We start from the raw sequence: 24,958 nt of genomic DNA, 5'->3' as shown, positions 1-24,958 counted from the left end.
CATAGTGAAGGACCACAGGCCGGGTGCCTGGAGGTAAACCCTACTGACGTGCTGTAGGTGTCGGAAGCAGTGAAGGAGCAGTCCTAGTGACGTCGAAGACGATCAGTGTCGTCATCCCGAGCTTTAACGAGGAGAAGAGCGTTCAGGCCATGTACGACCGCCTGAACCAGGTCTTCCGTGAGCAGCTGCCTGCCTACGACTACGAGATCATCTTCGTGGACGACTTCTCCACTGACGGCACCCGGGAGCAGGTGCGTGCCCTGGCCGCGAAGGACAGCCGGGTCAAGGGCGTCTTCAACGCGCGCAACTTCGGTTTCCACCGCAATGTCTTCTCGGCCCTGACCTACGGCAGCGGCGACGCCACCTTCATGCTGTTCGGGGACCTGCAGGACCCGCCGGAGAACCTGCCAGAGTTCATCTCCCGCTGGGAGGCCGGGGCTCACGTGGTCGTGGGGCAGCGCCGCTCCTCCGACGAGGGCTGGATCATGACCGCCTGCAGGCACCTCTACTACAAGCTCATCGACTGGTTCTCCGACACCCCGCAGATCGCCCGCTTCACCGGCTACGGCCTCTACAGCCGGGAGTTCGTGGAGGTCCTCAAGGACATTGGGGACATACAGCCCTTCCTGAAGGCGGTCGTGGCCGAGTACGGCATCGGCCTGGAGATCGTGCAGTACGACCAGGCGCAGAGCTCGCGCGGTAAGTCCAACTTCAACTTCCTGCGGAACTATGACTTCGCTATGCAGGGGATCACCTCCTCCACCAAGCTGCTCATGCGCATGGCCACCTTCATTGCCGCGGCGGTGGGCCTGGTGTGCCTGGGCCTGGCCTTCTTCGTGCTGGTCAAGAAGCTGGTGGACTGGAACGCCTACCCGGTCGGCGAGGCCTCACGGACCGTCGGGCTGTTCTTCCTGGGGGCCGTACAGCTCTTCTTCATCGGCATCCTGGGTGAGTACATCCTGAACATCAACGGTCGTATCGTCCGTAAGCCGCGGGTTGTCGTCGGGGAGCGGGTCGGCTTCGGTCTCGCCCCCGCCCCCGCACCCGCGTTGGAGACGGCTGCAGAGGCTGGCGGCCCGGCCGTGGAGTCTCATCCCCGGGCGACGACGGCGCCGGCTGACGGCTCCGTGGACAGAGACTGAGCCGTGGACCGGCACCGCAAGCTCATAAACCAGTTCGTGCGCTTCCTGGTGGTGGGGGGACTGTCCTTCAGCGTCGACTACAGCCTGTTCGTGCTGCTGTACTGGCTCGGCGTGCCCTACCTGGTAGCCAGCGCCGTGTCCTTCACCATCTCGCTGGTGCTCAACTACGCCCTCTCACGCCGGTACGTCTTTGACACCAACGAGGGGGTGAACCTGGCCCGCGAGTTCACCGCCTACGTGAGCCTCAACATCGTCGCTCTGGGGCTCAACACCCTGGTGCTGTACCTCTGCACCAACTTGGGCGGGGCGAGCCCCTTCGTGGGCAAGGTCGTGGCTACCGCGATCGTGCTCGTCTACAACTTCATCTCCCGCAAGCTGCTCCTCGAGCGCCTGGGCCCCGGTCCGCGCTCACCGCAACCCTCCTGAAGAAGTACCCATGCCTCCTATGAAGTCCCCGAAGTCTGCTCGACCCCAGGCAACCGGCCGTGAGCCTGAAGCCGCAGCCCCCGCCAGCCCGGTGCAGGAGGGCCCGGAGACCGCTCAGGCGGGCCCGGCCGCAGGCTCCTCCCGCCTCGACCTGCTCTGTGACCGGCTGAGTGGCCACTGTGACCGGCTGGCCAGCACGGTCGCCGCCTCCTCGCTGGGTCGGTGGTGGACCGCCACCGCGGCTCCGGGCCGGGTCGACTGGGCACTGCTGACCGTCCTGCTGGCAGTGGCCTACGTCATCTTCCTGTACGGCGACGTGCGCGCGACCTTCGAGCACTCCTTCAACTTCCTGGACGCGGTGCTATCGGGCAGGCCGCGTGACTTCTACACAATCTCCATCCAGAACACCTCCACCGGGCACCCCGCCGTCTACGACATACCTCTGTACGCGGTATTCGCCCTGTGGAACCTGCCCACCTACGTGCTGTACAAGCTCACCGGCTATGAGTACCTGGTCTCCACCCCGGCCCAGCTGTGGCTCAAGACCATGATGGTGGTGGCCGCAGTCGCCTGCGCCAAGGTCCTGGCAGACCTGGCCCGTGACCTGGGGGTCGGTCGGGAGCGGGCCAAGTGGGTGGCCTTCTATTTCCTGTCCTCCATGGCCGTGTTTATGCCGGTCTTCGTGGTGGTCCAGTACGACATCGTGCTGGTCCTGACTGTCCTGCTGGGTATGCGTGCCTACGTGCGCGGGGACCTGCGCCGCTTCCTGCTGTGGTTCATGCTGGCCAACACCCTCAAGCTCTTCGCGGTCTTCATCTTCATCCCCCTCCTGCTCCTGCGGGAGAAGCGCCTGCGGGTGGTGGTGGGGCAGCTCGTAGCCGGCATGGTGCCGCTGGCGCTGTGCCGCCTGCTGTACCGCGGGGACGCCGGTTACGCGGCTGCCACCAGCGGCTTCACCGACGGCATGATGGACCGCCTGGTCGCCACCCACATCGGCTGGATCGGTGGTGGGGCCCCGATCATGTCTATCCCCCTGTTCGTCGTGTTCATGGTCTGCCTGACCGTGTTCGCCTACGCCAAGCGGCCTGTTGACGACCTCGAGCGCAACGCCGTGGCCATCTACCTGTGCCTGGCCGTCTACGCGGTCTTCATGGCGGTCGTACCACTCAACCCCTACTGGGTGGTGCTGATGTCCCCCTTCGCCGTGCTCATGGTCTTCCTGAACCCGCGGCACCTGGTGCTCAACACCCTCCTGGAGATGGTGGTGAGCGGCGGCGTGGTAATGCTGTACACGCGAATCGGTTACTCCATGTACAACCGAGCGATCTTCGAGCAGCTGCTGCTGCCGCACCTGACAGCGGGGGCGGAGTACCCCCGCTACCCAACGCCCAACGACGTCCTGATCGACAAGGGTCTAGGCGGTGGGACCCCCTTCATCATCGGGGTACTCGTAGCCGCAGTGGCGTCATTCTTGGTGCTGAACTACCCGGGTAGGGGCTTCTTGGAGCAGATGGGTAACCTTGAGCGTCTGCCCCGCTCGGTGGCCTGGACCAGGCTGCTGGCCCCCCTCGGCTTCGCGGGGCTGCTGCTGGTCACCTACTTCGTGCCTGCCGTGCCGGTCGTCTACACCAGCGCCCACGCCGCCCCGACGGCGGGGGAGGGCAACCTGCTGGCCCCGGGGGCAGAGCTCAGCGAGACCTTCCAGCTGGAGCAGAGCACCGAGACCGAGTCGATCGGCGTGGGCTTCATGGCTTCCACGGTGCTGTGGATCGACTCCTCCACCATCACTGTCTCCCTGTCAGACAGCAGCGGGAGGCAGGTCTTCACGACGACCATGCCTGCCAACAGCCTGGGCGACAAGGTCACGCAGCTGCCCACCTCAGGGCTGCTCCTGGAGGCGGGCACCCCTTACACGCTGCGGATAACCAGTCAGAACACCGAGGGCGGGCTGGCCCGCGTCCAGATCAACCCTGACCTGGACCGTAACCGCACCACCTACAACGGGGCCGAGGTCCCCGGCGACCTGGTGCTTGTCGTCTCAGGCACAGTCAGGTGAACGCGTCTGGGGCAGCAGGAGCCCGCTGCCGCCCAAGGTCTGTGCCCAGCGCTGTTATGATCTGAGGTCATGGCAAAGTCTGTTCTCGTCACCGGGGCTGGTGGCTACATCGGTCGTCACGTCGTCACTGCGCTCCTGGGGCGCGGCCTGTCGGTAAAGGCCCTGGACCTGCGCCTGGACGGCGTAGACGAGCGGGCTGAGCGGCTCTCGGTGGACCTGTTCTCCGGGGACGCGGACATCTACGAGCAGATGGGGCGTCCCGACGTCGTCCTGCACATGGCATGGCGTGACGGCTTCAAGCACAACTCGCCCGCCCACATCGACGACCTGGCCAAGCACTACCACCTGATTGAGAACCTCTTGGCCGGAGGCCTCAAGCACCTGGCTGTCATGGGCACCATGCACGAGGTCGGCTACTGGGAGGGGGCTATCGACGAGCACTCTCCCTGTGCCCCCGCCTCCCTGTACGGCATCTCCAAGAACGCCCTGCGGGAGCTGACGCGCCTGGCCACCCAGGCCAACGGGGCGGCCTTCCAGTGGATCCGCGCCTACTACATCGTCGGGGACGACAAGTTCGGCAGCTCGATCTTCTCCAAGCTGCTCGCTGCCGCTGAGGAGGGGCGCAAGACCTTCCCCTTCACCACCGGCAGGAACCAGTACGACTTCATCTCGGTGGACGGCCTGGCTGCCCAGATCGCGGCGATCGTGGACCAGGACGATGTCTGCGGGGTCATCAACGCCTGTACCGGGGAACCTATTACCCTGGCCCAGCGCGTGGAGGACTACATCCAGGAGCACGGCCTGGACATCACCCTGGAGTACGGCGCCTTCCCGGACCGCCCCTACGACTCGCCCGGAGTGTGGGGGGACTCCACCAAGATCCGCGCCATCATGGCTGCGGACCAGCGCTGAGCGCTCCTGCTCCTCAGCTTCCCCAACCAGTACAGCCCTGAAGGGACCCCCATGATCCTCGGCGACTCCCCCAAACGTCTCGGCATCTTCTTCTTCTACGACGGAGACGGGGTGGTCGACTCCTACGTGGAGACCATGCTCGCCGACATGGTCAAGAACCTCACCGAGCTGACGGTCGTGGTCAACGGGCTGCTCACCGCCAACAGCTACCGCAAGCTGGCGGCCTTCACGGACAAGATCATCGTCCGGGAGAACGTGGGCCTGGACGTTTGGGCCTACAAGACCGCCATGGAGTCCTACGGCTGGGAGAGGCTCTCCGAGTTCGACGAGGTGGTGCTGTTCAACTTCACCATCATGGGGCCGGTGTACCCCTTCGCGGAGATGTACACGGAGATGGGGCGGAGGGATGTCGACTTCTGGGGCGTCACCTGGTTCCACCAGGCTGACCTAGATCCCTTCGGCACCCTCCCCGAGGGCTACATCCCGCGCCACCTGCAGTCGCACTTCCACGCCTACCGCCGCTCCCTGGTCACCTCCCATGCCTTCCAGGAGTACTGGGACAACATGCCGATGATCAACGGCTACGAGTACTCGGTCGGTATGCACGAGGCCCCCTTCACCCAGCGCTTCGAGCGGCTGGGATTCGTCTCGGACGTCTACGTAAACACCGAGGACCTGGAGGGCTTCACCTACCAGCCCATACTCTTCGCCCCCCGAAAGCTCATTGAGGAGAAGCGCTGCCCGGTGTTCAAGCGTCGCTCCTTCTTCCACAGCTACGGTGACCTGGTGGCGCAGAGTGCGGGCAACGCCACCGTGGACCTGTACGAGTACCTGCGCGACCACACCAGCTTTGACACCAACCTGATCTGGGACAACGTGACCCGGTCTGTGAACATGGCAGACGCCGTCAAGAACCTGCAGCTCACCTACGTGCTGCCCACGGAGACCGTCTCCCGGCCCCCGCAGTCCCAGAAGGTCGCGCTGGTGGCGCATCTGTACTACATGGACCTGCTGGAATCCACCCTAGGGTACATCCGCTCCATGCCCGAGGGCTGTGACGTGTTCCTGACCGTCGGCTCCGCCGAGAAGGCCCGGCTGGTCAAGCAGGCCTGCGACGAGCTGCCCTACCACGTAGAAGTCCGGCTGATCGAGAACCGGGGCCGGGACGTCTCGGCGCTGCTGGTCGGCGTCAAGGACGTCATCATGGACTACGACCTGGTGTGCTTCGTCCACGACAAGAAAGTCACCCAGCTGGACATGCAGAGCAAAGGCGAGGGCTTCGCCCTCAAGTGCTTTGAGAACCTGCTGCCGACCCCGGCCTTTGTGGAGAACGTCATCGCCAAGTTCGACCAGGAGCCACGCCTGGGCATGCTCATGCCCACGCCCCCTAACCACGGCGACTACTTCCCTGTGTACACCGCCGCCTGGGGGCCGAACTTCAGCCTCACCGCCTCGCTGCTCAAGGAGCTGGGGGTGCAGGTTCCGCTGGACAGCAGCAAGGAGCCTATCGCCCCCCTAGGTACCATGTTCTGGTTCCGCCCCAAGGCCCTGGAGAAGCTCTTCGACTACGACTGGCAGTGGGACCACTTCCCGCCTGAGCCCAACAACAACGACGGCACCCTGCTGCACGCGATCGAGCGGGCCTACGGCTACGTGGCCCAAGGGGCAGGCTACTTCTGCGCCTGGCTCTTCTCGGACCGCTTCGCCCGCATCGAGCTTACCTCCCTGGCCTTCTACATGCGCGAGTACACCGGTGAGGTGCACCGCCGTCTGGAGTGGGCCGGCCCACAGCGTGACATGATCACCCGCATGGGTGAGCGCCTGGGCGAGGTCAGTGCCAAGCGGGAGCTGGTCAGGGGCCTTAAGCGGGTGGTCAAGCGCCGGGTGCCCGCCAGGCTGCACCCGCCCTTGCAGTCCCTGTACGGGACCGTCCGTAAGGCAGTCAGGTGAGCGACGGGTCCGCCGTGGCGAAGGCCCCGCCACGCGCCAGGATCTTCTACCTGGACCTGGTGCGGGCCCTGGCCACGCTCATAATCGTCCTGACCCACTTCAACAACCCCTACCTCACCCAGCAGGGCTACCTGCTGACCAACACCCCCTTCGGCATCTACGTGGGCGGGCTGGGGGTGTCCCTGTTCCTGATCATCTCCGGGGCGGCCCTGACCTACACCTACGGCGGCCGGGGGCGGCTGGACCTGCGCCGTTTCTACTGGAAGCGCTTCAAAGGTATCTACCCGATGTACTGGATCGCCTGGGTCGGTGCGGTCCTGTACTACTTCGTTGACACCAAGGGCTTCCCTCCGATCACGGCTCCGCTGCGTAACGTCGTCTTCACTGTGATCGGTATGGATGGCCTGCTGGCCAACTTCCAGGTACCTACCACCTACCTGCTGGGGGAGTGGTTCCTGGGCTTCATCGTCCTGTTCTACCTGGTCTTCCCGCTGCTCCTGTGGGGCGTGGAGCGCTTCCCGGTGGCCACCGCCGCCGTGGTCATGGGGGGGTACGCCTTGAGCCTGTGGTACTTCTACACGCACCCGGGCCTACCTTCAGCGGTGATCCTGCCCACCCGCTTGCCCGAGCTGGTCTTCGGCATGCTGTTCGTCAAGTACGTGCGGCGGGTCCACTGGGCGGTGGTGCTGCCAGCTATGGCCGTCATGGCGGTCTCTGCCCAGCTGCCCACCCAGGTCCCGGAGGACCTGGCCACGACCTTTGTGGGGATCAGCGCCTTCCTGTGCCTGGTAGTGGCAGGACGCTTCGTGGCGATCGCTCCGGTGCGTGAGGGCGTAGCCCTGGTGGCCAAGTACTCCTACCCCATCTTCCTGGTCCACCACGTGGTGATCATGGAGCTCTACGCCAAGATCGACACCACCGGCTTCCTCCTGACCCAGCGGGTGGTGATGCTCGCGGCCGTGTGCGCGCTGACCTTCCTGCTGGCCTTGGCCCTGGACCGGGTCAGTAACGCCGTGGTGGCCTTCTGCTCCCGGTGCTTCCAGGGCCGGTGGTGGGTGGCGCAGGTCGCTCCCACGGAGCGCTGAGGCAGACGACGGCGTTGTAGGCTGGCGGCTGCCCTGGCACAGGAAGACGAACGGGAAGAGAATCTGATGACACGCACCTGCCTGGTGACCGGCGGAGCCGGCTTCATTGGCTGCGCGATCTCCAAGGGCTTGGCAGAGACCTTCGACCAGGTTGTGGCCGTGGACAACCTGCACCCGCAGGTGCACGCCACCCAGGAGCGTCCCGCAGCACTGGATGCGCGCGTGCAGATGCAGGTGACCGACGTGACCCGCGCGGCCGACTGGGACCGGCTGCTTGCCGCCGTGCGCCCCGACGTCGTCATCCACCTGGCCGCCGAGACCGGCACCGGCCAGTCCCTGACGGAGGCCACCCGCCACGCGCAGGTCAACGTCGTCGGCACCACCCAGATGCTGGACGCCCTGGTACGTCACGAGGCCCTGCCGGAGCGGATCGTCCTGACCTCCTCCCGCGCCACCTACGGCGAGGGTATGTGGGTGGACGCCCAAGGGCGGACCAGCTACCCGGGCCAGCGCACGCACGCCATGCTGGAGGCGGGCCAGTGGGACTTCCCCGGCCTTACCCCCACCGCCCAGCAGTCCAGCCAGGTCCAGGCCAACCCTGCCAACGTCTACGCCGCCACCAAGTTCTGCCAGGAGAACCTAGTGGCCTCCTGGTGCGGCTCCTTCGGGGTCACCCCGGTGCTCTTCCGCCTGCAGAACGTCTACGGTCCTGGACAGTCGCTGATCAACCCCTACACCGGCATCGTCTCCCTGTTCGTGCGCCTGGCCAAGCAAGGCAAGTCCATTCCCGTGTACGAGGACGGCCAGATCATCCGGGACTTCGTGTTCATCGACGACGTCGCTGCCGCCGTCGTGGCAGGTGCGTTGCATCCTGGGCCGCAGACCGCCCCCTACGACATCGGCCTGGGGGAGCGCACCACCATCATGGACATCGCCCAGGTGATCGCCCAGCGCTACGGCGCCCCAGAGCCTCACGTGACTGGCCAGTTCCGTGACGGGGACGTGCGTGCGGCCTGGGCTGACACCACCGCCGCCCGCACCGGCCTAGGGTGGGAGCCGCAGGTCAGTGTCACTGAGGGCCTCAGCCGCCTGTGTGACTGGATCGACAAGGAGCTGGAGGACGGCTATGGCCAGTGACAAGGCTGCGGCTGAGGACCGCAAACGGGTCCTGGACCTGACCCTGAGGCTGACCCAGCGCTCTGTCTCCTCAGAGTTCAAGGGGACCACGCTGGGACGGGTCTGGTCCTTCATCAACCCCCTGGCCACGGTCGCCGTGTTCGCCCTGATCTTCGGGGTGGTGTTCCGGGGAGGTGTGCAGCCGGGACGGAACTCGGGAATTAACTCCTTCGCCCTGTGGATCGGCATCGGGGTGCTGTGCTGGAGCTTCTTGTCCGGCGCTATCATGAGCGGCATGAACGCCCTGGTCGGCAACGCCGGGCTGCTCACGAAGGTGTACTTTCCCCGGCAGGTGCTGGTCTACTCCGCGGTGCTGGCGCTGTTGGTGGACTTCGCCTTCGAGCTGCTCGTCCTGGTGGTCATCTGCGGCCTGGTGGGTGGGCCGCAGGTGCTGCTGATGGTACCGGTGCTGCTGGTCGTCACCGCCCTGGCGGCGCTGTTCTCCACCGGGATGGCGCTCATCCTGTCCATCGCTACGGTCTACTTCCGGGACATAAGCCACCTGTGGCAGATCTTCAACCAGGTCTGGATGTACGCCTCCGGGGTCGTCTTCTCCCTAGCCATGCTGGACAGCGTCCAGAACGACCTGGCGGAGAAGGGGTGGACCATTAACGGCCAGCCTATTCCGATCACCACGATATTCCGGCTCAACCCTGCTGAGACCTTCCTGGAAGCCTTCCGCTCCTGCCTGTACGACTTCGCTGTGCCCTCAGCAGGGGTCTGGGCGGCCTGCATCTGCTGGAGCCTAGGGGTGTTTGCGGCTGGGACGGTCTTCTTCCACCGCCACAGCGCCCGGATCGTTGAGGAGCTCTGAGGAACGTGCCAGCAACCGCCATCCAGGTGGATGAGGTCTCTAAGCGTTTCCGCATCTACAAGAACCGTAACCAGTCCCTCAAGGGCGCCTTCTTGCAGCGTGGGCGTGGCACCCATGAGGACTTCTGGGCCCTGCGGGACGTGTCGCTGGAGATCCCGGAGGGCAAGACCTTCGGGCTGCTCGGGCACAACGGCTCCGGCAAGTCCACGCTGCTGAAGTGCATCGCCAAGATCCTCACCCCAGATCGGGGCAGCATTACGGCCCACGGCCGCATGGCAGCCATGCTAGAGGTAGGCTCCGGCTTCCACCCGGAGCTGTCTGGCCGGGAGAACATCTATCTCAACGGCGCGATTCTTGGGATGTCCCGCAAGGAGATCGACTCCAAGTTCGATGACATCGTGGACTTCTCCGGTGTGGCCGAGTTCATCGACCAGCCCGTCAAGAACTACTCCTCAGGCATGTACGTGCGTCTGGGCTTCTCCGTGTCTATCCACGTGGAGCCGGAGATCCTGCTAGTCGACGAGGTCCTGGCGGTCGGGGACATGGAGTTCCAGGAGCGCTGCATGGGCAAGTTCGCGGACTTCCGGGAGCAGGGCCGCACCGTGGTGGTCGTGTCCCACGGGCTGGAGCAGATGCGCACCTTCTGTGACGAGGCCGCCTGGCTGGACCACGGGGTGCTGCAGGACGTAGGACCGGCGGCACCGCTTGTCGACAAGTACTCCGACGTGGCCCACGGGGCCCAGGAGCTCCGGGAGGGTGGTACCCGCTTCGGCTCTGGGGAGGCGCGTATCGAGCGCATTGAGATCCTCGGTCCTGACGGGCTGCCAGCCAAGCGCCTGTCCACCGGCGACCAGGCCACTATCCGCCTGCACTACCAGGCGGACCAGGTGGTCAAGCGCCCGGTGTTCGGCGCCTCTATCGACACCCGGGACGGGATGTTCGTCTGGGGCCTGCACGGGCTGGACGCTGGCTTCCAGCCGGAGGAGATCGGCCCGGGGAAGGGCTCGGTGGACGTGCGTATTCCCAGCCTCATGCTGCGGCCCAACACCTACGTCATATCCGGCTCTATCCAGCCGCCCCACTTGACCAGCGTTATCGACGCCTTGCAGCGTGCCACTGCTTTTGACATCGCTCCCGGGCCCCGCATGGAGTCCGGGGGGGTGCTGGCCCTGGACGCCCAGTTCGGCAACCTGGAACCGCCTCAGCAGATGGTGGCGGTGCCGGTGCGGGCCGCCAAGCCGGTCACCGTGGAAGACCTCTCCCTGTGAGCCATGCGCTGGCCCGGGCCAGCCAGCCGCTCAGCGCAGGCGGCGGTGCAGGCGGGCACGCAGCCCGGTAACGGTGTCCACCTTCCTGGCTACCTTGCGCACCTGGCCGCCAATCAGTGCCCCCGGCGTAGAGCGCAGCTGGTCGTGGATCTCCTGAGTGCGCTGCAGGTTCTGACCCAGGCCCTGGTGCACGGCCAGCAGGGACTCCAGCAGCTTCCCCAGGTAGTCGTGAAGGCTCCGGACTGATTCGCTCAGGCCCAAGGTGCCGTGCTCAATGGTCGCGATGCTCCGGGTGTGGGCCTCCAGGACCGGGTTCTGGGCGTGGACGGCGGCGTCAACGCTGTTGACCCGCTGCTCCAGGCGTCCCAGGTCCCCCGCCAGGTGCTGCAGCTCGTCGTGCAGGCGCTGGAAGTAGGCGGCTGAGACTAGCAGGTGGCCCACACCGCCCTCAGCTGCCTCCTGCCGGGCGTAGCGGTCCCGGATGGTCGTGTTGTCAACCAGGTGCTGCCGGGCGTCATCCACGACGGAGTTGCCCAAGGTCCCGCCCTGCGGGGGCCGCTGGTGCCAGAAGGCGAGCGGCTCCTCCGCCAGGAAGCCAGCTGCCGTGCGAGTGAGCAGCCGGATGTTGAAGTCCCAGTCGGCCTGCGTCTGCAGGGTCCCGTCCCAGTGTCCGATCTCATCAGCCAGGTCCCGGCGCACCAGCTGGGAGATCGGGGGGACGTAGTTGGCCACCAGCGTGTCCAGCAAGGACCAGCTGTGCGTGGTGGCCGCCAGCACCTCCCGGGAGTCTTCCACCAGGACGCCGTCCTCCAGGTGCTCGTGGACCACCACGCAGCGGGTGGCCACCGCCCCGTACTCCGGGTGGGCGTCCAGCGTGGCGACGCAACGCTCCAGGAAGGCCGGGGCCCAGGTGTCGTCGTCGTCGTGGATGGCGAAGAACTCGCCGTGGGAGACCGCCAGACCAGACTCCAGGGCGGCCTCCCTGCCTGCTGAGCGCTGGTTGTGGACCACCTTGATCCGGGCCCGGAAGACCTCCGGCTGCTCCGCCACCAGCCGCTCTACCACCTGCGGGTCCCCGGCGTCGTTCACGACGACCAGCTCATAGTCCGTCAGGCTCTGCTCCCGCACCGAAGCCAAGGAGCGGGCTAGTAGGACCTCACGGTCGCGGGTGCGGGTGACTATGGTTACGCGTGCGGTCATGCTGGGGCTCCTTCGCTCGGCGATGCGGCCGTCTACCGCACCTATTCTTGCAGTGATCGGCGCCCGTCCCGGGAAGCTGCCGCAGACTGGCGCAGCAGCTCCCGCACCGCCTGCCCCAGGCCCTGGGCCACCGGGCCGCGGCAGCCGTGGCGGGCCGCCCGCAGCACGGTGCGCGCCAGACCGCGCCAGAAGTGGCTGCGCGGGCCGTGGACCGCCGCGACCAGGAGCCGGTTGCGGGTGTTGACCCGCAGGAACATGGGGGACTGGGGGCCTGAGGAGGCTGCGTGCTCATGGTGCACCACAGCGGACTCCACGAACTCCACCCGCCAGCCTGCCTCCCGGATGCGCCAGGACAGCTCGGTGTCCTCGTAGTACATGAACAGGTCCTCCCGGAAGCCACCCAGCTTCTTCCAGGCGGCGGCACGGATCGCACAGGCCCCACCGCACAGCCCGAACACCTCCCGGGGGGCGCTGAGCTGGTCGGCGCGGCTCAGCCAGTCCCGGTCATAACCGTTACCGGTGCCGTCCACCAGGTTCCCGGTGGAGTTGATCAGCACCAGCCCCTCCCCGCGGGACTCAGCAGCCTGCCCGACCCGGTGCCAACGGCGTCCGTCCAGGCCCGTCAAGGCGGACTCGTCGCCGTGGGCGGGACGCCACCGGCCAGCCAGCAGGATCAGGGCGGTTGTGGCCGCCAGGTCCGGGGCCCCCGCCGCCACCAGGGGAGAGGTCAGGGCGTCCAGGAAGCCAGGCGCGGCTACGGCGTCGTTGTTGAGCAGGACCAGCACCTCCTCCTCCAGCCCTGCCGCCCCGAGGTTCACCCCCGCTCCGAAACCCAGGTTCCGCCCGGACTGGACCACCTCCAGCCCAGCCTGCCGCAGGCGTTGTGCAGAGCCGTCCCCAGAGGCGTTGTCCACCACCACCAGCCGATCGGTGGGGCGCAGCTGCGTCCGCAGGGACTCGCAGGCCCGGATGGTCAGCCCAGCCTGCCGCCAGTTCACGACCACCACCCGCACGGAGGGCCGATCAGGGGCCGTCCCGCCCGCTGCGGCCTCCACCTGTAAGGCGCTCACCGGCGCTCTCCCGCCGCCAAGGAGCGATACACCTCCAGGTGGGCGGCTGCCGAGGCCTGCCATGTGAAGCCCTGCGCGCGCACCAGCCCGGCCTGGGCCAGCGCGTCATGCTCCGCCCCGGCGGCCCGATCCAGCTGGGTGGCCAGGGCGGCAGGGTCCTGCGGCGCAGCCAGCAGGCCTGCCTCCCCGCAGACCTCTTCCAGGCAGGTGCCTGCGCTCGTGACCACCGGGGTGCCGTAGGCCATGGCCTCCAGCACCGGCAGTCCGAAGCCCTCCCAGAGCGAGGGGAAGGCGAAGACGCGAGCTCCCCGGTACGCCGCGGCCAGCTCCTCCTGGGGGAGACGGCCCAGCACGTGCACCCGCCCGGGCAGCTCCCTGAGCAGCTCCTGCTCCTGCGCGTCGTTGCCCCAGCCCTGCGGTCCCACCAGCACCAGGTCCAGGTCAGGGTGCTGGGGGGACAGCAGAGAAAATGCCCGCAGCAGCGTCGGCAGGTTCTTGCGTGGCTCGCGGGTGCCGGTCCACAGGACGTACTCGCGCTGCAGGCCGTGGGCGGCGCGGAAGCGGGCTACTGCCGCCTCCTCGACGGGTAGGGTACGCACACCGTGGGGGATCACCTCGATGCGGCTGGCGGGGACGCCCTCCCGCACGCAGTCGTCAGCAGTGGCACGGGAGGGGGTGATAACCACCCGGGCCTCTTGGCGGGTCCGCTCCAGGGAACGCTTGAAGTAGGTGTTGCCGCGACGGGTGAAGTGCTCCGGGGAGCGCAGGAAGGCCAGGTCGTGCACGGTCACGGCCAGGGGCAGTCGGGTCCCCGGCACGGCCCAGGTGGTGGCGTGCACTACCTGGGCACCAGGTACCACCGACTCCGCCCTAGGCAGCCCGAGCCAGTTCCAGGACTCGTACAGGGCCGTGCGGGGCAGGAGCGAGTACCTGACCGGCAGCCGGGGCAGGCCCAGGTCGACGGTGGTGGGGGAGGGCTGGTGCCTGGCGGCCAGTCCCGCCAGCCGGGCACCTTGGGCGTGCAGCGCCTGCGCCAGCTCCACGATGTAGGTGCCGGAGCCACCCGGGACCGGCTGCCAGAGCTGCTCGATCACCAGGGCGACCTTTGGGGAGCGGTCAGGGAGTGGTGCGGTCTTGCTCATGGACCCAGGTTACGGTCTCAGCAGTCCGCTTATCGGCCCGGAGCGGGGGTCGGGAGGCTAGTCTGCGGGCATGAAGGTACTCCTTGACGCCACCGCCATCCCTGCGAACCTGGGCGGTGTGGGCCGCTACGTGGACGACCTGGTCCCTGAGCTCATTAAGGAGGGCGTGAACCTGGCGCTCGCGGTGCAGGAGCGGGACGTGGCCCACTTCTCGGCCAAGGTGCCGCGCGCGCATCTGTTCCCGGTCCCACCGGTCCTGGAGAACCGGGCTGCCCGCCTGGCCTGGGAGCAGGTCGGGCTACCGGCGTTGGTGCGGCGTCTGCAGCCGGACGTGCTGCACTGCCCGCACTACACCTTTCCTTCCCTGCACAAGGTGCCGGTGGTGGTGACCCTGCACGACGCTACCTTCTTCTCTCACCCGCAGGCTCATGGGTGTCTGAAGCAGCGTTTCTTCACCACGGCGATCCGCCGGGCGGTGGCCGGGGCGGACGCCCTGGTGGTGCCTTCTGCCGCCACCCGGGACGAGACCATGAAGTACGTGGGGGGTGAGGCATCCAGGTTCCACGTCGCCTACCACGGGGTGGACCAGCAGGTCTTCCACCCGGTGGACGACGCCGAGCGCGAGCGGGTGCGCAGGGCGCTGGGACTGGCAGAACGTAGCTACATCGGTTTCCTGGGCACCCTGGAGCCACGCAAGAACGTGCCCAACCTGGTGCGGGCCTGGGTGCAGGCCTTCCATGACGACCCCCAGGCCCCGGCCCTGGTGCTGGCAGGCGGCAAGGGGTGGGACCAGGAGGTGGAGCCAGCACTCGCGGCCGTGCCCAAGCACATGACCGTTCTGCGTCCGGGCTACCTGCCGCTGGAGGACCTTCCGGGCTTCCTGTCCGGCTCCGAGGTGCTGGCCTACCCCTCTATCGCCGAGGGCTTCGGGCTGCCGGTGCTGGAGGCCATGGCCTGCGGCGCGGCAGTGCTGACCACGCGCGAGACCAGCCTGCCGGAGGTGGGAGGCCAGGCTGTGGCCTACTGCGGGCTGGACGCGGCCTCTATCAGCCGGGCACTGGTGGAGCTGCACGTGGACGCTGGCCGGAGGGCCGAGCTGAGGCGTGCCGCCCAGGAACGGGCCAGCTCCGAGCAGTTCAGCTGGCGTGCTTCAGCCCGGGCACACGTTGCCGCCTACCAGGAGGCACTGGCCCGGGGCTGAGGTGCCGCCCGGTGCAGTGGCTGGGCTGGCGGGCCGGGGATGCCAAGAATCTTCTCCTCGGGCCCGCCAGCAGGTCTTCAGACCTGCTGCTCGCCCAGGTACCGCTCCAGGCCCTCGGTCCAGCTCTCGGGGGTGAAGCCCGTGGCCGTCAGCTTGCTCAGGTCCAGGGTGCTGTGGGCTGGGCGGGGGGAGATACCCTCATGGCCTGCGTAGTACTCCGCGGTGGTCACAGGGGAGACGTCCTGCGGGTTGTGCCCGGTGAGCTGGTAGACCAGCCTGGCAACCTCGTACCAGGAGGCGGCCGGGCCCGTGCCAGAGAGGTTGTAGGTGCCGTAGGGGGCCTGCGTGGACAGCAGGTGGATGATGCCTGCAGCCAGGTCCTTGGTGAAGGTCAGGCGCCCAACCTGGTCGCAGACTACCTGCGGCTTGGTGCCCCGCCGGGCCAGCTCGGCCATGGTCCGCACGAAGTTGCGGCCCTCGCCCACGACCCAGCTGGTACGCACCAGGTAGTGCGTGGGGCAGGCGGCGGCAGCGGCGTCGCCCCCGGCCTTCGACTGCCCGTAGACGCCCAGCGGGCTGGGGGCCTCGTCCTCCAGATGGGTCTCGGCGCTGCCGTCAAAGACGTACTCGCTGGAGACGTGCACCAGGGTCAGGCCGTGCCTGCTGGCGGCGCGGGCCAGGTGGGCCGGGCCGGTGGCGTTGGCCTGCCATGCCTGGCTACGTCCGGCTGCGCTCTGCGCCCCGTCGACGTCGGTCCAGCCAGCCGCGTTGACCACGACGTCGTAGGCAGACCAGTCAACCGCCTGCACGGTGGCGGGGTCGGAGATGTCGAAGTCGGGCAGGTCCACGCCGGTGGCCGTGAACCCGGCGGCGGGCAGCTGGCGCATCAGCTCGCGGCCCAGCTGGCCCTTGGCCCCCGTGACCAGCACGCGGCGTCCCCGGGCGGGCAGGGCGGGGAAGGGCGTGACCTGCTCCAGGCGCGGGTGGGCCTTGTCCTTGTCAGAGAGGATCGCCTGCTCCAGGGGGATGGGCCAGGGCACGGCCACCGTCTCGTCAGCCAGGTTCAGGAAGGTGTACCGGGCCTCGGGGGACCAGTGGTCGTTCACCAGGTAGGTGTAGGCAGTGTTGGGCTCCAGGGTCTGGTAGGCGTTGCCCACGCCCTTGGGCACGTACACGGCCACTGAGGGGTCGATCTCACAGGTGTAGACCGTACCGAAGGTAGGGCCCTCACGCAGGTCCACCCAGGCGCCGAACACACGGCCGGTGGCCACGGAGACGAACTTGTCCCAGGGCTCGGCGTGGATGCCGCGGGTCACGCCCACCTCGTCGTTGAAGGAGATGTTGTTCTGGACCGGCCCGAAGTCCGGCAGGCCGAGCGCCAGCATCTTCTCGCGCTGCCAGTTCTCCTTGAACCAGCCCCGGTTGTCCCCGTGGACAGTCAGGTCGATACGCAGGAAGCCAGGGATGGGCGTGGTCTCGATCCTCAGGGGCTTGGGGGTCATGGTCATTGGCTGGTCCTCAGGTGGTTGCTGCTAGCGCCCGTGCGCGGGCGCAGGGGAACGCCGTGATTCTAGCCGGGAGCGCTCCGCAGGGGTATGACCCACCTGGTGTTCATGGATGCTGGTTCATGGTCTATATTCGAACATGCTGATGACTCTGCCGCACCTGAACGTGAGGTTCTCCTTGACCAATGACCTGAGCCAAGGCCAGTTCGACGTCCTGCACGCGCTCCACCGCACCCAGGCCGCCCTCACCCAGCGCCAGCTGGCCCAGTCCACCGGCATGAGCCTGGGAGCCGTCAACACCACGGTGCGGGCGCTGGAGGCCACCGGGCTCGTCAGGGACCGGCAGCTGACCCCGGCAGGCCGGGCCGCCCTGGAGCCCTACCGCGTGGAGAACGCCGTCATCATGGCCGCGGGTATGTCCAGCCGCTTCGCCCCCATCTCCTACGAGCGCCCCAAAGGCACCCTCAAGGTGCGCGGCGAGGTCCTGATGGAGCGCCAGCTGCGCCAGCTCCAGGAGGCGGGCATAACCGACATCACCATCGTCGTCGGCTACAAGAAGGAGTACTTCTTCCAGCTCGCGGAGCGCTACGGGGCCAGGCTGGTGGTCAACCGGGAGTACGCCTCACGCAACAACAACAGCTCCCTGTGGCTGGTGCGTGAGCTGCTGGGCAACACCTACGTGTGCTCCTCAGACGACTACTTCACCGTCAACCCCTTCGAGTCGCACGTTTACAAGGCCTACTACTCGGCCCAGTACGCCTCCGGCCCCACCGAGGAGTGGTGCCTGGCCACCGGCGCCGGGGGGCGCATCACCGGCGCCACCGTGGGCGGGGCCGACGCCTGGACCATGCTCGGCCACGTCTACTTCGACCGCGCCTTCTCCACCCGGTTCCGCCAGGTCCTGGAGCGTGTCTACCACCTGCCCCAGACCGCCCCCAAGCTGTGGGAGGCCATCTACCTGGACCACGTCAAGGAGCTGGACATGGTCATCCGCAAGTACCCCGACGGCGTCATCAACGAGTTCGACTCCCTGGACGAGCTGCGGGCCTTCGACCCCCACTTCCTGGAGAACCTGGACTCCGAGGTCTTCGACAACATCTCCACGGCACTGGGCTGCTCCCCGGAGGAGATCACCGACCTTTACCCCCTCAAGCAGGGCATCACCAACCTCTCCTGCCACTTCGCGGTGGGGGACCAGGAGTACGTCTACCGACACCCGGGGGCCGGCACCGAGAAGATGGTGGACCGCCAGGCGGAGTTCGAGGCCCTGCACCTCGCCTCCGGCCTGGGCGTGGACTCCACCTTCGTCACCGGTGACCCCGCCAAGGGCTGGAAGATCTCCCGCTTCGTCCCCGAGGCGCGCAACCTGGACGCCACCAACCCCCAGGAGCTGGAGGGCGCCATGCGCATGTGCCGCCAGGTCCACCAGTCCGGCAGGCGCCTGTCCCGCCACTTCGACTTCGTGGCCGAGGGGCTGCGCTACGAGTCCCTGCTCCAGGGGCACGGCCCTATCGACGTGCCCGGCTACGGCGAGCTGCGCGCCAAGGTGCTGCGCCTCAAGGAGCTGGTCGACGCCGACGGCCTGCCCCTGGTGCCCAGCCACAACGACTTCTTCCCGCTGAACTTCCTGGTGGACCCCGCCGGCAGGCTGGACCTGATCGACTGGGAGTACGCCGGCATGTCCGACGAGGCCAGCGACTACGGCACCATGGTGGTCTGCGCCGAGCTCAGCGAGGAGCTGGCCGCGCGGGCCCTGCAGGCCTACCTGGGCCGCCCCGCCACGCCGGCGGAGGAGCGCCACTACCGGGCCTACGTCGTCTTCGCCGGCTGGTGCTGGTACGTGTGGTCCCTGCTCAAGGAGCGTGAGGGCGACGACGTCGGCGAGTGGCTGCTGGTCTACTACCGGCACGCCACCGGCGGCCTGGACGAGCTGCTGGCCCGCTACGAGCAGGAGCAGGACCCGGCCGGTGACGCGCCCAGGGAGGAGTCCCTGGCATGAGGTACGGGATCCTCTCCGGCGCCACCTGGGGCCTGGACACCGTCATCCTGGCCATGGCGGTGGCCCGGGCCCCCTTCCTGGGGGCGGCTGAGGCGCCGCTGGCCAGCGCCCTGGCGCACGACCTGGCCAGCGCCCTGATCCTGCTGGTCTACATGGGGGTGCGGGGGCGCCTGTCCCACAGCCTGGCCGCCCTGCGCACCCGCAGCGGCAAGGTGGTGGCCCTGGGGGCGCTGCTCGGCGGGCCCGTGGGCATGAGTGGCTACCTGGTGGCCATCAACAACATCGGCCCCGCCTACACCGCCATTACCTCCACCTTCTACCCGGCGGTGGGCACCTTCCTGGCCTTCGTGGTCCTCAAGGAGCGCCTGCGTCCCCACCAGGTCGTGGCGCTGCTGGTAGCCCTGGGCGCCATCATCACCATCGGCTGGTCCACCTCCACCGAGGCCACCCACGGCAACGCCTGGCTCGGCATCGCCGGGGCGCTGGCCTGCGTGGTCGGCTGGGGCTCCGAGGCCGTGGTGCTGACCTGGGGGATGCGGGACGAGGCCGTGGACAACGAGACCGCGCTGCACATCCGCCAGACCACCTCCGCGCTCGCCTACCTGGCGGTGGTGGCCCCGTTGACCGGGACCCTGGACTTCAGCAGGCAGGCGGCCCTGAGCCCGGCCACCGGCGTGATCGTGCTGGCCGCCCTGGCCGGTTCCACCTCCTACCTGTTCTACTACAAGGCCCTGGGCACGATCGGGGCCTCCCGGGGCATGGCCCTGAACATCTCCTACTCCGCCTGGGCGGTGGTCTTCGCCTTCCTGCTACAGGGCAGCGCCCCCTCCCCCCTGCAGGTCGGAGGTTGCGTGGTGCTACTGGTGGGCACGGTGCTGGCCGCCACCCCGGACCCGCGTGGGCTCGTGCCCCGCCGCTGGGCCGCATGAGATCATGGCTGCCCCTGACCACAGTCAGGCGGCTCCAGCCGACAGGAGGAGCAGATGAACGGCGCCGAGCCTACGCAGGACCAGCTGCTGGCGGGGGTGCACACCCTGCTGACCCGGATCCTGGGGGAGTTCGACCGCGTTTGCCGGGAGCTGGGCACCCCCTACGCCGTCTATGGCGGCACCGCCATCGGGGCCGTGCGCCACGGCGGCTTCATCCCCTGGGACGACGACGCCGACGTGCTGATGACCCGCCCCGACTACGAGCGCTTCCTGGAGCAGGCCCCCGCGCTGCTCGGGGAGGAGTACGCGCTGCACAACACCCGCACCGTGCCCGACTTCCCCTTCATGTTCACCAAGATGGTCCTCAAGGGGACCCTGCTGGTGCCGGAGTTCGCCAAGGGCTCCAGCTACCATATGCCGATGTTCATCGACATCCTGCCGGTGGACAACATCCCTGAGGACCCGGCAGCCTTCAAGGCCATGAGCCGACGCAGCTGGCTGTGGGGACGCCTGCTCTTCCTGCTGGGCACCCCCCGCCCCTACCTGGTGGGGGTCGGCCCGGTGCGGCGCCAGCTGGTCTACGCCGCCACCACCCTGGCCCACTGGGGGCTGCGAGCCGCCCGGGTCACGCCGGGCAGCCTGCAACGGCGCTGGGAGCGGGCCGTGCGGCGCTACGAGCACCAGCCCACCGGCGTCATGGCGGACTTCACCATGCGCGACCCGCGCAACTGGGTGGTGCGCCAGGAGGAGCTGTTCCCCACCAGAGACGTCCCCTTCGAGGACATCACGGTTATGCTCCCGCAGGAGTACGACACCCTGCTCAAGCGGGGCTACGGCGACTACATGCAGCTGCCCCCTGTGGAGAAGCGGCGTAACCACAATCCGCACCAGGTCGACTTCGGCCCTTACGCCAAGGAGCTGGACTGATGGGCACCGAGCACCTCTCCGCAGCAGGTCCCGACCCGGAGGTGCTGCAGGGCATCCACAGGGCCACCCTCAAGGCCCTGGCCGAGCTGCACCGGGTCTGTGAGGAGCTGGGCATCCGCTACGCCGTCTACGGTGGTACCGCCATAGGCGCTGTGCGTCACGGCGGTTTTATCCCTTGGGACGACGACGCCGACGTGTGCGTCCCCCGCGCCGACTACGAGAAGCTGCTGACCCAAGGGCCGGACCTCCTGGCCCCAGGCTTCCGCCTGCTGGAGGCCCGGCACACCCCCGGCTACCCGCAGACCTTCGCGGTGCTGGGCCTGGAAGGCACGGAGTTTATATCCCAGGCTGCACGTAAAAGGGCTTTCCGCATGCCTATCGGCGTGGACGTCTTTCCCCTGGACGTCCTCCCGGACCGGCCGGGCGCGTACCGCCGCCAGGTGCTGGCGACCTGGATGTGGGGCCGTCTGCTGTTCCTGCGCGGCACCCCCAGCCCCGGCGTCAACCTGCCCACGCCTCTGCGTCAGGGGGTGTCAGCAGCCACCCACACGGTCCACTGGCTGCTCCGGGCCGCCCGGATGAGCCCGCGGGTGCTGCAAGGACGCTGGGAGCGGGCTGCCCGCCGTCACGAGCACGCCCCCACCGGGGTGCTGGGAGACTACTCAACCCGTGACCCCCGGCGCTGGTCGGTGCGGGAGGATGAGCTCTTCCCGGCAGAGCTGGTGCCCTTTGAGGACATCTTCGTGCGCCTGCCGCGGCAGGCCGACCAAGTGCTGCGGCGCGGCTACGGGGACTACCTCCAGCTTCCACCGGAGTCAGAACGAGTCGGCCACCAGCCGTACCACATTGACTTCGGGTCCCATGGCCCGCAGGAGGTCTAGACCTTGGCCAGCAAGGAGGGGGCCCAGCTGGGCCGTGACTACCTGTGGAACACCGCTGCCTCCCTGGCCAGCGCCCTGTCCCTGGTGGTCATGCTGATGGTCGTCAGCCGTCGGGCCGGTATCGGCAGCGCCGGGGTCTACTCCTTAGCCATCTCTGTGGGCCAGCAGATGCAGACCCTGGGTATGTACGAGGTCCGCACCTACCACGTGACTGACGTGCGCCACCGTTTCAGCTTCGGGGTCTACCACGCCACCCGGATCCTCACGGTCGGCCTCATGCTGGTGGGCATACTCGGCTACGCCGTCTGGCGGCAGGAGGGGCTAGAGGTCGGGGTCCTGATCGTGCTGGTGGCCTCCTTGCGCTGCTTCGACGCCTACGAGGACGTCTACTACAGCGAGCTGCAACGTGCCGGACGCCTGGACCTGGGCGGGCGGGCCAGCTTCCTACGGATCACCACCACCACCGGGGTCTTCTGCCTCATGCTGGTGGTCACCGGTAGCCTGCTCGGCAGCGTGCTGGTCACCCTGGCGGCCTCCACGGCAGTACTGTGGGCTGGTTTCGTGCCCCCTGCCAGGACCCTGTTCCCGCTGCGCCCCTGCTGGTCGTGGCCGCAGACCAAGGCCGTGCTGGTGTCCTGCCTGCCCCTTTTCCTGGCCTCCTTCCTGGCGATGCTGCTGGCCAATGCGCCCCGGTTCGCGATCGACCGTTACCTGGACGACTCCGCCCAAGGGTTCTTCGCGGTGCTGCTCATGCCGGCCGTGGCGATCAACCTGCTGTCCCTGCTGGTGTTCCGGCCGCTGCTGACACGCATGGCCCAGCGGTGGGCCGGGGCGGAGTCTGCTGCCTTCCGGGCCCTGGTGCGCCGCGGCCTGCTCACTGCAGCCGGCGCTTCCGGCGTGGTGGCGGTGGTCTCCTGGTTCCTGGGCATCCCGCTGCTGAACCTGGTCTTCAAGGTGGAAGCCAGCCCTTACCACACCGAGCTGATAGTGCTCGTGGTCGGCGGTGCCCTGAACTCCCTGAGCGTCGTGCTCTACTACGCCCTGACCACCATGCGCCGCCAGAACCTGGTGCTGGTCGGGTACCTGGTCGCGGCGGTCGTGACCGTGCTGGCCTGCGTCCTGCTGGTCCCCGCCTGGGGGCTACTAGGAGCCTGCCTGGCTTACGGGCTGGCCTCCGGCACCCTGGTACTAGCCTTCGCAGTGCAGGTCCTGGCCAGGACCTGACCCCACCCAGGAGGAGCGCGCAGGCCATGCGGATCGCCTTTATCGTCAACCACTACCCTCCACATGTCGGCGGAGTGGAGACGCATGTGGCCCACCTCGCCGCGCAGCTGACGGCGCTCGGCCACCAGGTCTGGGTCCTTAACCTGGCTGAGGTGCCCGAGCGCAGGCAGGACGGGCAGGTGACGGTCCTCACCGGCCGGGCCAGTGCCCAGGTCGCCGAGATCATCACCTTCCCCCGGTTAGGGGCCACAACGGTCGTCGCGCGCTTCCTGCGCGCTCACCGGATCGAGGTGGTCTCTACCCACACCCGGTTCTTCCCTATGAGCCTGTTGGGGGTGCGGGCTGCCCGCCGGGCCGGGGTACCGGTGATCCACACGGAGCACGGCAGCGGCTTCGTGTCCTCCACCTCCTCTCTGGTGGCCCTGGGCTCCAGGACCGTGGACCTGACCGTGGGCCGCTACGTACTCCGGCACGCGGACAGGGTGCTCGCGGTCTCGGAGGAGTCGGCGGCCTTCGCCAGCAGGCTCTGCGGGGTGCGGGCAGAGGTGTTCCACAACGCCATCACCCCGCCGGTTCCTGACTCCGATAGGCCTGACAGGACCAACCACTTGGTCTTTGTAGGTCGTGTAGTGCCGGGGAAGGGTTGGGAGACCTTCCTGCACGTAGTGGCCACGCTGCGCGCTGATGGGCACGACGTCGACGGGGAGCTGCTGGGCGGTGGGCCGCAGCTGGAGCAGGCTCATAGGCTGTGCGCCGACCTGGGACTGGCGAACGTCGTGGATGTACGTGGCCGGGTCGGTGAGGCAGAGGTCCGCGCCAGCTTGGCCGGGGCGACCCTGGTCAACCCGACGGTGCTGTCTGAGGGCTTCCAGACTACGCTCCTGGAGGCGCTTGCTGAAGGTGGTCGGGTAGTCACCTACCCTGTTCCAGGGGCGGAGGTGCTGCGTGAGCAGGGCGCTCCGGTAGAGGTCTGCCCGCAGCGCGACCAGAACAGTCTGGTAGATGCACTGCGGGCAGCGTTGACAACCCCAGGCCGAGCGTGGGGGCCTGCGGCGATCGCCCCGTGGACCTGGCCCGAGCGGGCTCGCCAGTACGAGGCGATCGCGCAGCAGGTGCTCAGCGGCGCTCGCGGGACAGCAGGTCCAGCAGGTACTGGCCGTAGCCGGACTTGACCAGTGGCTCAGCACGCTCGCGCAGGCCCTCGTCGTCGATAAAGCCCATGCGCCAGGCGATCTCCTCCGGGCAGCCGATGTTGAGCCCCTGCCGGTGCTGGATCGTGCGCACGAAGCCGGTGGCGTCGGCCAGGGAGTCGAAGGTGCCGGTGTCCAGCCAGGCGGTGCCGCGCGGCAGCACCTCCACGGTCAGGCGGCCCGCCTCCAGGTAGGTGCGGTTGACGTCGGTGATCTCGTACTCGCCGCGGGCGGAGGGCTTGAGGTTCCTGGCGATCTCAACGACGTCGTTGTCGTAGAAGTACAGGCCGGGGACCGCGTAGTCGGACCTGGGGCGGGCGGGCTTCTCCTCGATGGAGATGGCCTTGAAGCTGCTGTCGAACTCCACCACCCCGTAGGCCGTGGGGTCAGCCACCTGGTAGGCGAAGACCACCCCGCCGTCGGGGCTGGTGTGACGACGCAGCCGGGTGCCCATGCCCGGGCCGTAGAAGATGTTGTCGCCCAGCACCAGGGCGGCAGGCTCGCCCCCGATGAACTCCGCCCCCAGCACGAAGGCCTGGGCCAGCCCGTTGGGCTGCTCCTGCACGGTGTAGGAGAGGTTGACCCCCAGGCGGGAGCCGTCGCCCAGGAGCCGCCGGAAGCTCTCGGCGTCGTGCGGGGTGGTGATGACCAGCACGTCCTGGATCCCCGCGAGCATGAGCGTGCTCAGCGGGTAGTAGACCATGGGCTTGTCGTATACGGGTACCAGCTGCTTGGAGGTGCCCAGGGTGATCGGGTTGAGTCGGGTGCCGGAGCCGCCGGCCAGGATGATGCCTCGCATGGGCACAGTCTGACCCATTTTGGGCGCCGGTGGGGAGTTCTTCGTGGTGTCGTGCCTGTACC

Annotated in this window: 21 protein-coding genes; 16 read left to right on the top strand and 5 right to left on the bottom strand. The window is 67.8% G+C overall.

The annotated features are described in order from the left end of the window. Positions 1-86 precede the first annotated feature (86 nt). The 9 genes from JG540_RS08135 to JG540_RS08095 all read left to right on the top strand — a co-directional run bounded on the left by JG540_RS08135 (position 87) and on the right by JG540_RS08095 (position 10,829). Positions 87-1,142 (top strand): glycosyltransferase family 2 protein, encoded by a 1,056-nt coding sequence (locus JG540_RS08135; protein WP_200275236.1) that lies wholly within the window; start codon positions 87-89, stop codon positions 1,140-1,142. 3 nt (positions 1,143-1,145) lie between these two features. Further along, positions 1,146-1,568: a GtrA family protein gene (locus tag JG540_RS08130; protein WP_200275234.1), complete on the top strand. Its 423-nt coding sequence runs from the start codon at positions 1,146-1,148 to the stop codon at positions 1,566-1,568. Positions 1,569-1,578: 10 nt separating this feature from the next. Beyond that, positions 1,579-3,624: a hypothetical protein gene (locus tag JG540_RS08125; RefSeq protein WP_234042755.1), complete on the top strand. Its 2,046-nt coding sequence runs from the start codon at positions 1,579-1,581 to the stop codon at positions 3,622-3,624. A 69-nt stretch (positions 3,625-3,693) separates the two neighbouring features. Then, complete coding sequence (locus JG540_RS08120) at positions 3,694-4,536, top strand: NAD-dependent epimerase/dehydratase family protein (RefSeq protein ID WP_111836245.1); 843 nt, start codon at positions 3,694-3,696, stop codon at positions 4,534-4,536. Positions 4,537-4,587: 51 nt separating this feature from the next. After that, on the top strand, positions 4,588-6,486 hold the full coding sequence (locus JG540_RS08115) for a rhamnan synthesis F family protein (RefSeq protein ID WP_200275233.1): 1,899 nt from the start codon (positions 4,588-4,590) through the stop codon (positions 6,484-6,486). After that, a complete protein-coding gene (locus tag JG540_RS08110) occupies positions 6,483-7,571 on the top strand; it encodes an acyltransferase family protein (RefSeq protein ID WP_200275231.1) in 1,089 nt (362 codons plus the stop codon). Before JG540_RS08115 ends, JG540_RS08110 begins: the two co-directional genes overlap by 4 nt. Before the next feature lie 66 nt (positions 7,572-7,637). Next, positions 7,638-8,708, top strand: coding sequence for an NAD-dependent epimerase/dehydratase family protein (locus JG540_RS08105; RefSeq protein ID WP_111836248.1), 1,071 nt, complete (start codon positions 7,638-7,640; stop codon positions 8,706-8,708). Beyond that, positions 8,698-9,561: an ABC transporter permease gene (locus JG540_RS08100; RefSeq protein ID WP_200275229.1), complete on the top strand. Its 864-nt coding sequence runs from the start codon at positions 8,698-8,700 to the stop codon at positions 9,559-9,561. The genes JG540_RS08105 and JG540_RS08100 overlap by 11 nt, the downstream gene beginning before the upstream one ends. A gap of 5 nt (positions 9,562-9,566) precedes the next feature. After that, the gene (locus tag JG540_RS08095; RefSeq protein WP_229116806.1) at positions 9,567-10,829 is read left to right on the top strand and encodes an ABC transporter ATP-binding protein; all 1,263 of its coding nucleotides are present in this window, start codon (positions 9,567-9,569) and stop codon (positions 10,827-10,829) included. 30 nt (positions 10,830-10,859) lie between these two features. Here the strand turns inward: JG540_RS08095 and JG540_RS08090 are convergent, their stop codons facing one another. The 3 genes from JG540_RS08090 to JG540_RS08080 are packed head-to-tail and all read right to left on the bottom strand — an operon-like array spanning position 10,860 to position 14,241. Beyond that, positions 10,860-12,029, bottom strand: a complete 1,170-nt coding sequence (locus JG540_RS08090; RefSeq protein ID WP_200275228.1) for a glycosyltransferase family 2 protein — start codon at positions 12,027-12,029, stop codon at positions 10,860-10,862. Between the two features lie 41 nt (positions 12,030-12,070). Continuing rightward, positions 12,071-13,099 (bottom strand): glycosyltransferase family 2 protein, encoded by a 1,029-nt coding sequence (locus JG540_RS08085; protein ID WP_234042754.1) that lies wholly within the window; start codon positions 13,097-13,099, stop codon positions 12,071-12,073. Further along, positions 13,096-14,241, bottom strand: coding sequence for a glycosyltransferase family 4 protein (locus JG540_RS08080; RefSeq protein WP_200275224.1), 1,146 nt, complete (start codon positions 14,239-14,241; stop codon positions 13,096-13,098). The genes JG540_RS08085 and JG540_RS08080 overlap by 4 nt, the downstream gene beginning before the upstream one ends. Before the next feature lie 70 nt (positions 14,242-14,311). On the opposite strand from JG540_RS08080, the gene JG540_RS08075 reads away from it, so the two are divergent. Further along, positions 14,312-15,442, top strand: coding sequence for a glycosyltransferase family 4 protein (locus tag JG540_RS08075; RefSeq protein WP_200275223.1), 1,131 nt, complete (start codon positions 14,312-14,314; stop codon positions 15,440-15,442). A gap of 77 nt (positions 15,443-15,519) precedes the next feature. On the opposite strand, the gene JG540_RS08070 is transcribed toward JG540_RS08075, so the two are convergent. Then, positions 15,520-16,950: a sugar nucleotide-binding protein gene (locus JG540_RS08070; protein WP_200275221.1), complete on the bottom strand. Its 1,431-nt coding sequence runs from the start codon at positions 16,948-16,950 to the stop codon at positions 15,520-15,522. Between the two features lie 136 nt (positions 16,951-17,086). On the opposite strand from JG540_RS08070, the gene JG540_RS08065 reads away from it, so the two are divergent. Genes JG540_RS08065 through JG540_RS08040 form a run of 6 tightly spaced genes read left to right on the top strand, consistent with a single transcriptional unit; the run spans position 17,087 to position 24,079 of the window. Beyond that, entirely contained in the window at positions 17,087-18,946 is a 1,860-nt protein-coding gene (locus JG540_RS08065) for a phosphotransferase (protein WP_407648314.1), read from the top strand. Further along, entirely contained in the window at positions 18,943-19,875 is a 933-nt protein-coding gene (locus tag JG540_RS08060) for a DMT family transporter (RefSeq protein ID WP_200275219.1), read from the top strand. The genes JG540_RS08065 and JG540_RS08060 overlap by 4 nt, the downstream gene beginning before the upstream one ends. A gap of 54 nt (positions 19,876-19,929) precedes the next feature. Then, the gene (locus tag JG540_RS08055) at positions 19,930-20,802 is read left to right on the top strand and encodes a LicD family protein (protein WP_200275217.1); all 873 of its coding nucleotides are present in this window, start codon (positions 19,930-19,932) and stop codon (positions 20,800-20,802) included. Continuing rightward, positions 20,802-21,683 carry a LicD family protein gene (locus JG540_RS08050; protein ID WP_200275215.1) on the top strand — a complete coding sequence of 294 codons (882 nt, stop codon included), beginning with the start codon at positions 20,802-20,804 and terminating at the stop codon, positions 21,681-21,683. The genes JG540_RS08055 and JG540_RS08050 overlap by 1 nt, the downstream gene beginning before the upstream one ends. Before the next feature lie 3 nt (positions 21,684-21,686). Next, a complete protein-coding gene (locus JG540_RS08045; RefSeq protein ID WP_200275213.1) occupies positions 21,687-22,907 on the top strand; it encodes a lipopolysaccharide biosynthesis protein in 1,221 nt (406 codons plus the stop codon). Positions 22,908-22,933: 26 nt separating this feature from the next. After that, positions 22,934-24,079 (top strand): glycosyltransferase family 4 protein, encoded by a 1,146-nt coding sequence (locus tag JG540_RS08040; RefSeq protein ID WP_200275211.1) that lies wholly within the window; start codon positions 22,934-22,936, stop codon positions 24,077-24,079. On the opposite strand, the gene rfbA is transcribed toward JG540_RS08040, so the two are convergent. Continuing rightward, the gene (gene rfbA / locus JG540_RS08035) at positions 24,024-24,896 is read right to left on the bottom strand and encodes a glucose-1-phosphate thymidylyltransferase RfbA (RefSeq protein ID WP_200275209.1); all 873 of its coding nucleotides are present in this window, start codon (positions 24,894-24,896) and stop codon (positions 24,024-24,026) included. The two genes, JG540_RS08040 and rfbA, sit on opposite strands and share 56 nt — an antisense overlap. Positions 24,897-24,958: the final 62 nt, after the last annotated feature.

This window comes from Actinomyces weissii (genome assembly GCF_016598775.1).
In the GTDB taxonomy this organism is placed as follows: domain Bacteria; phylum Actinomycetota; class Actinomycetes; order Actinomycetales; family Actinomycetaceae; genus Actinomyces; species Actinomyces weissii.
This window is presented reverse-complemented; position numbering and strand designations above follow the sequence as displayed.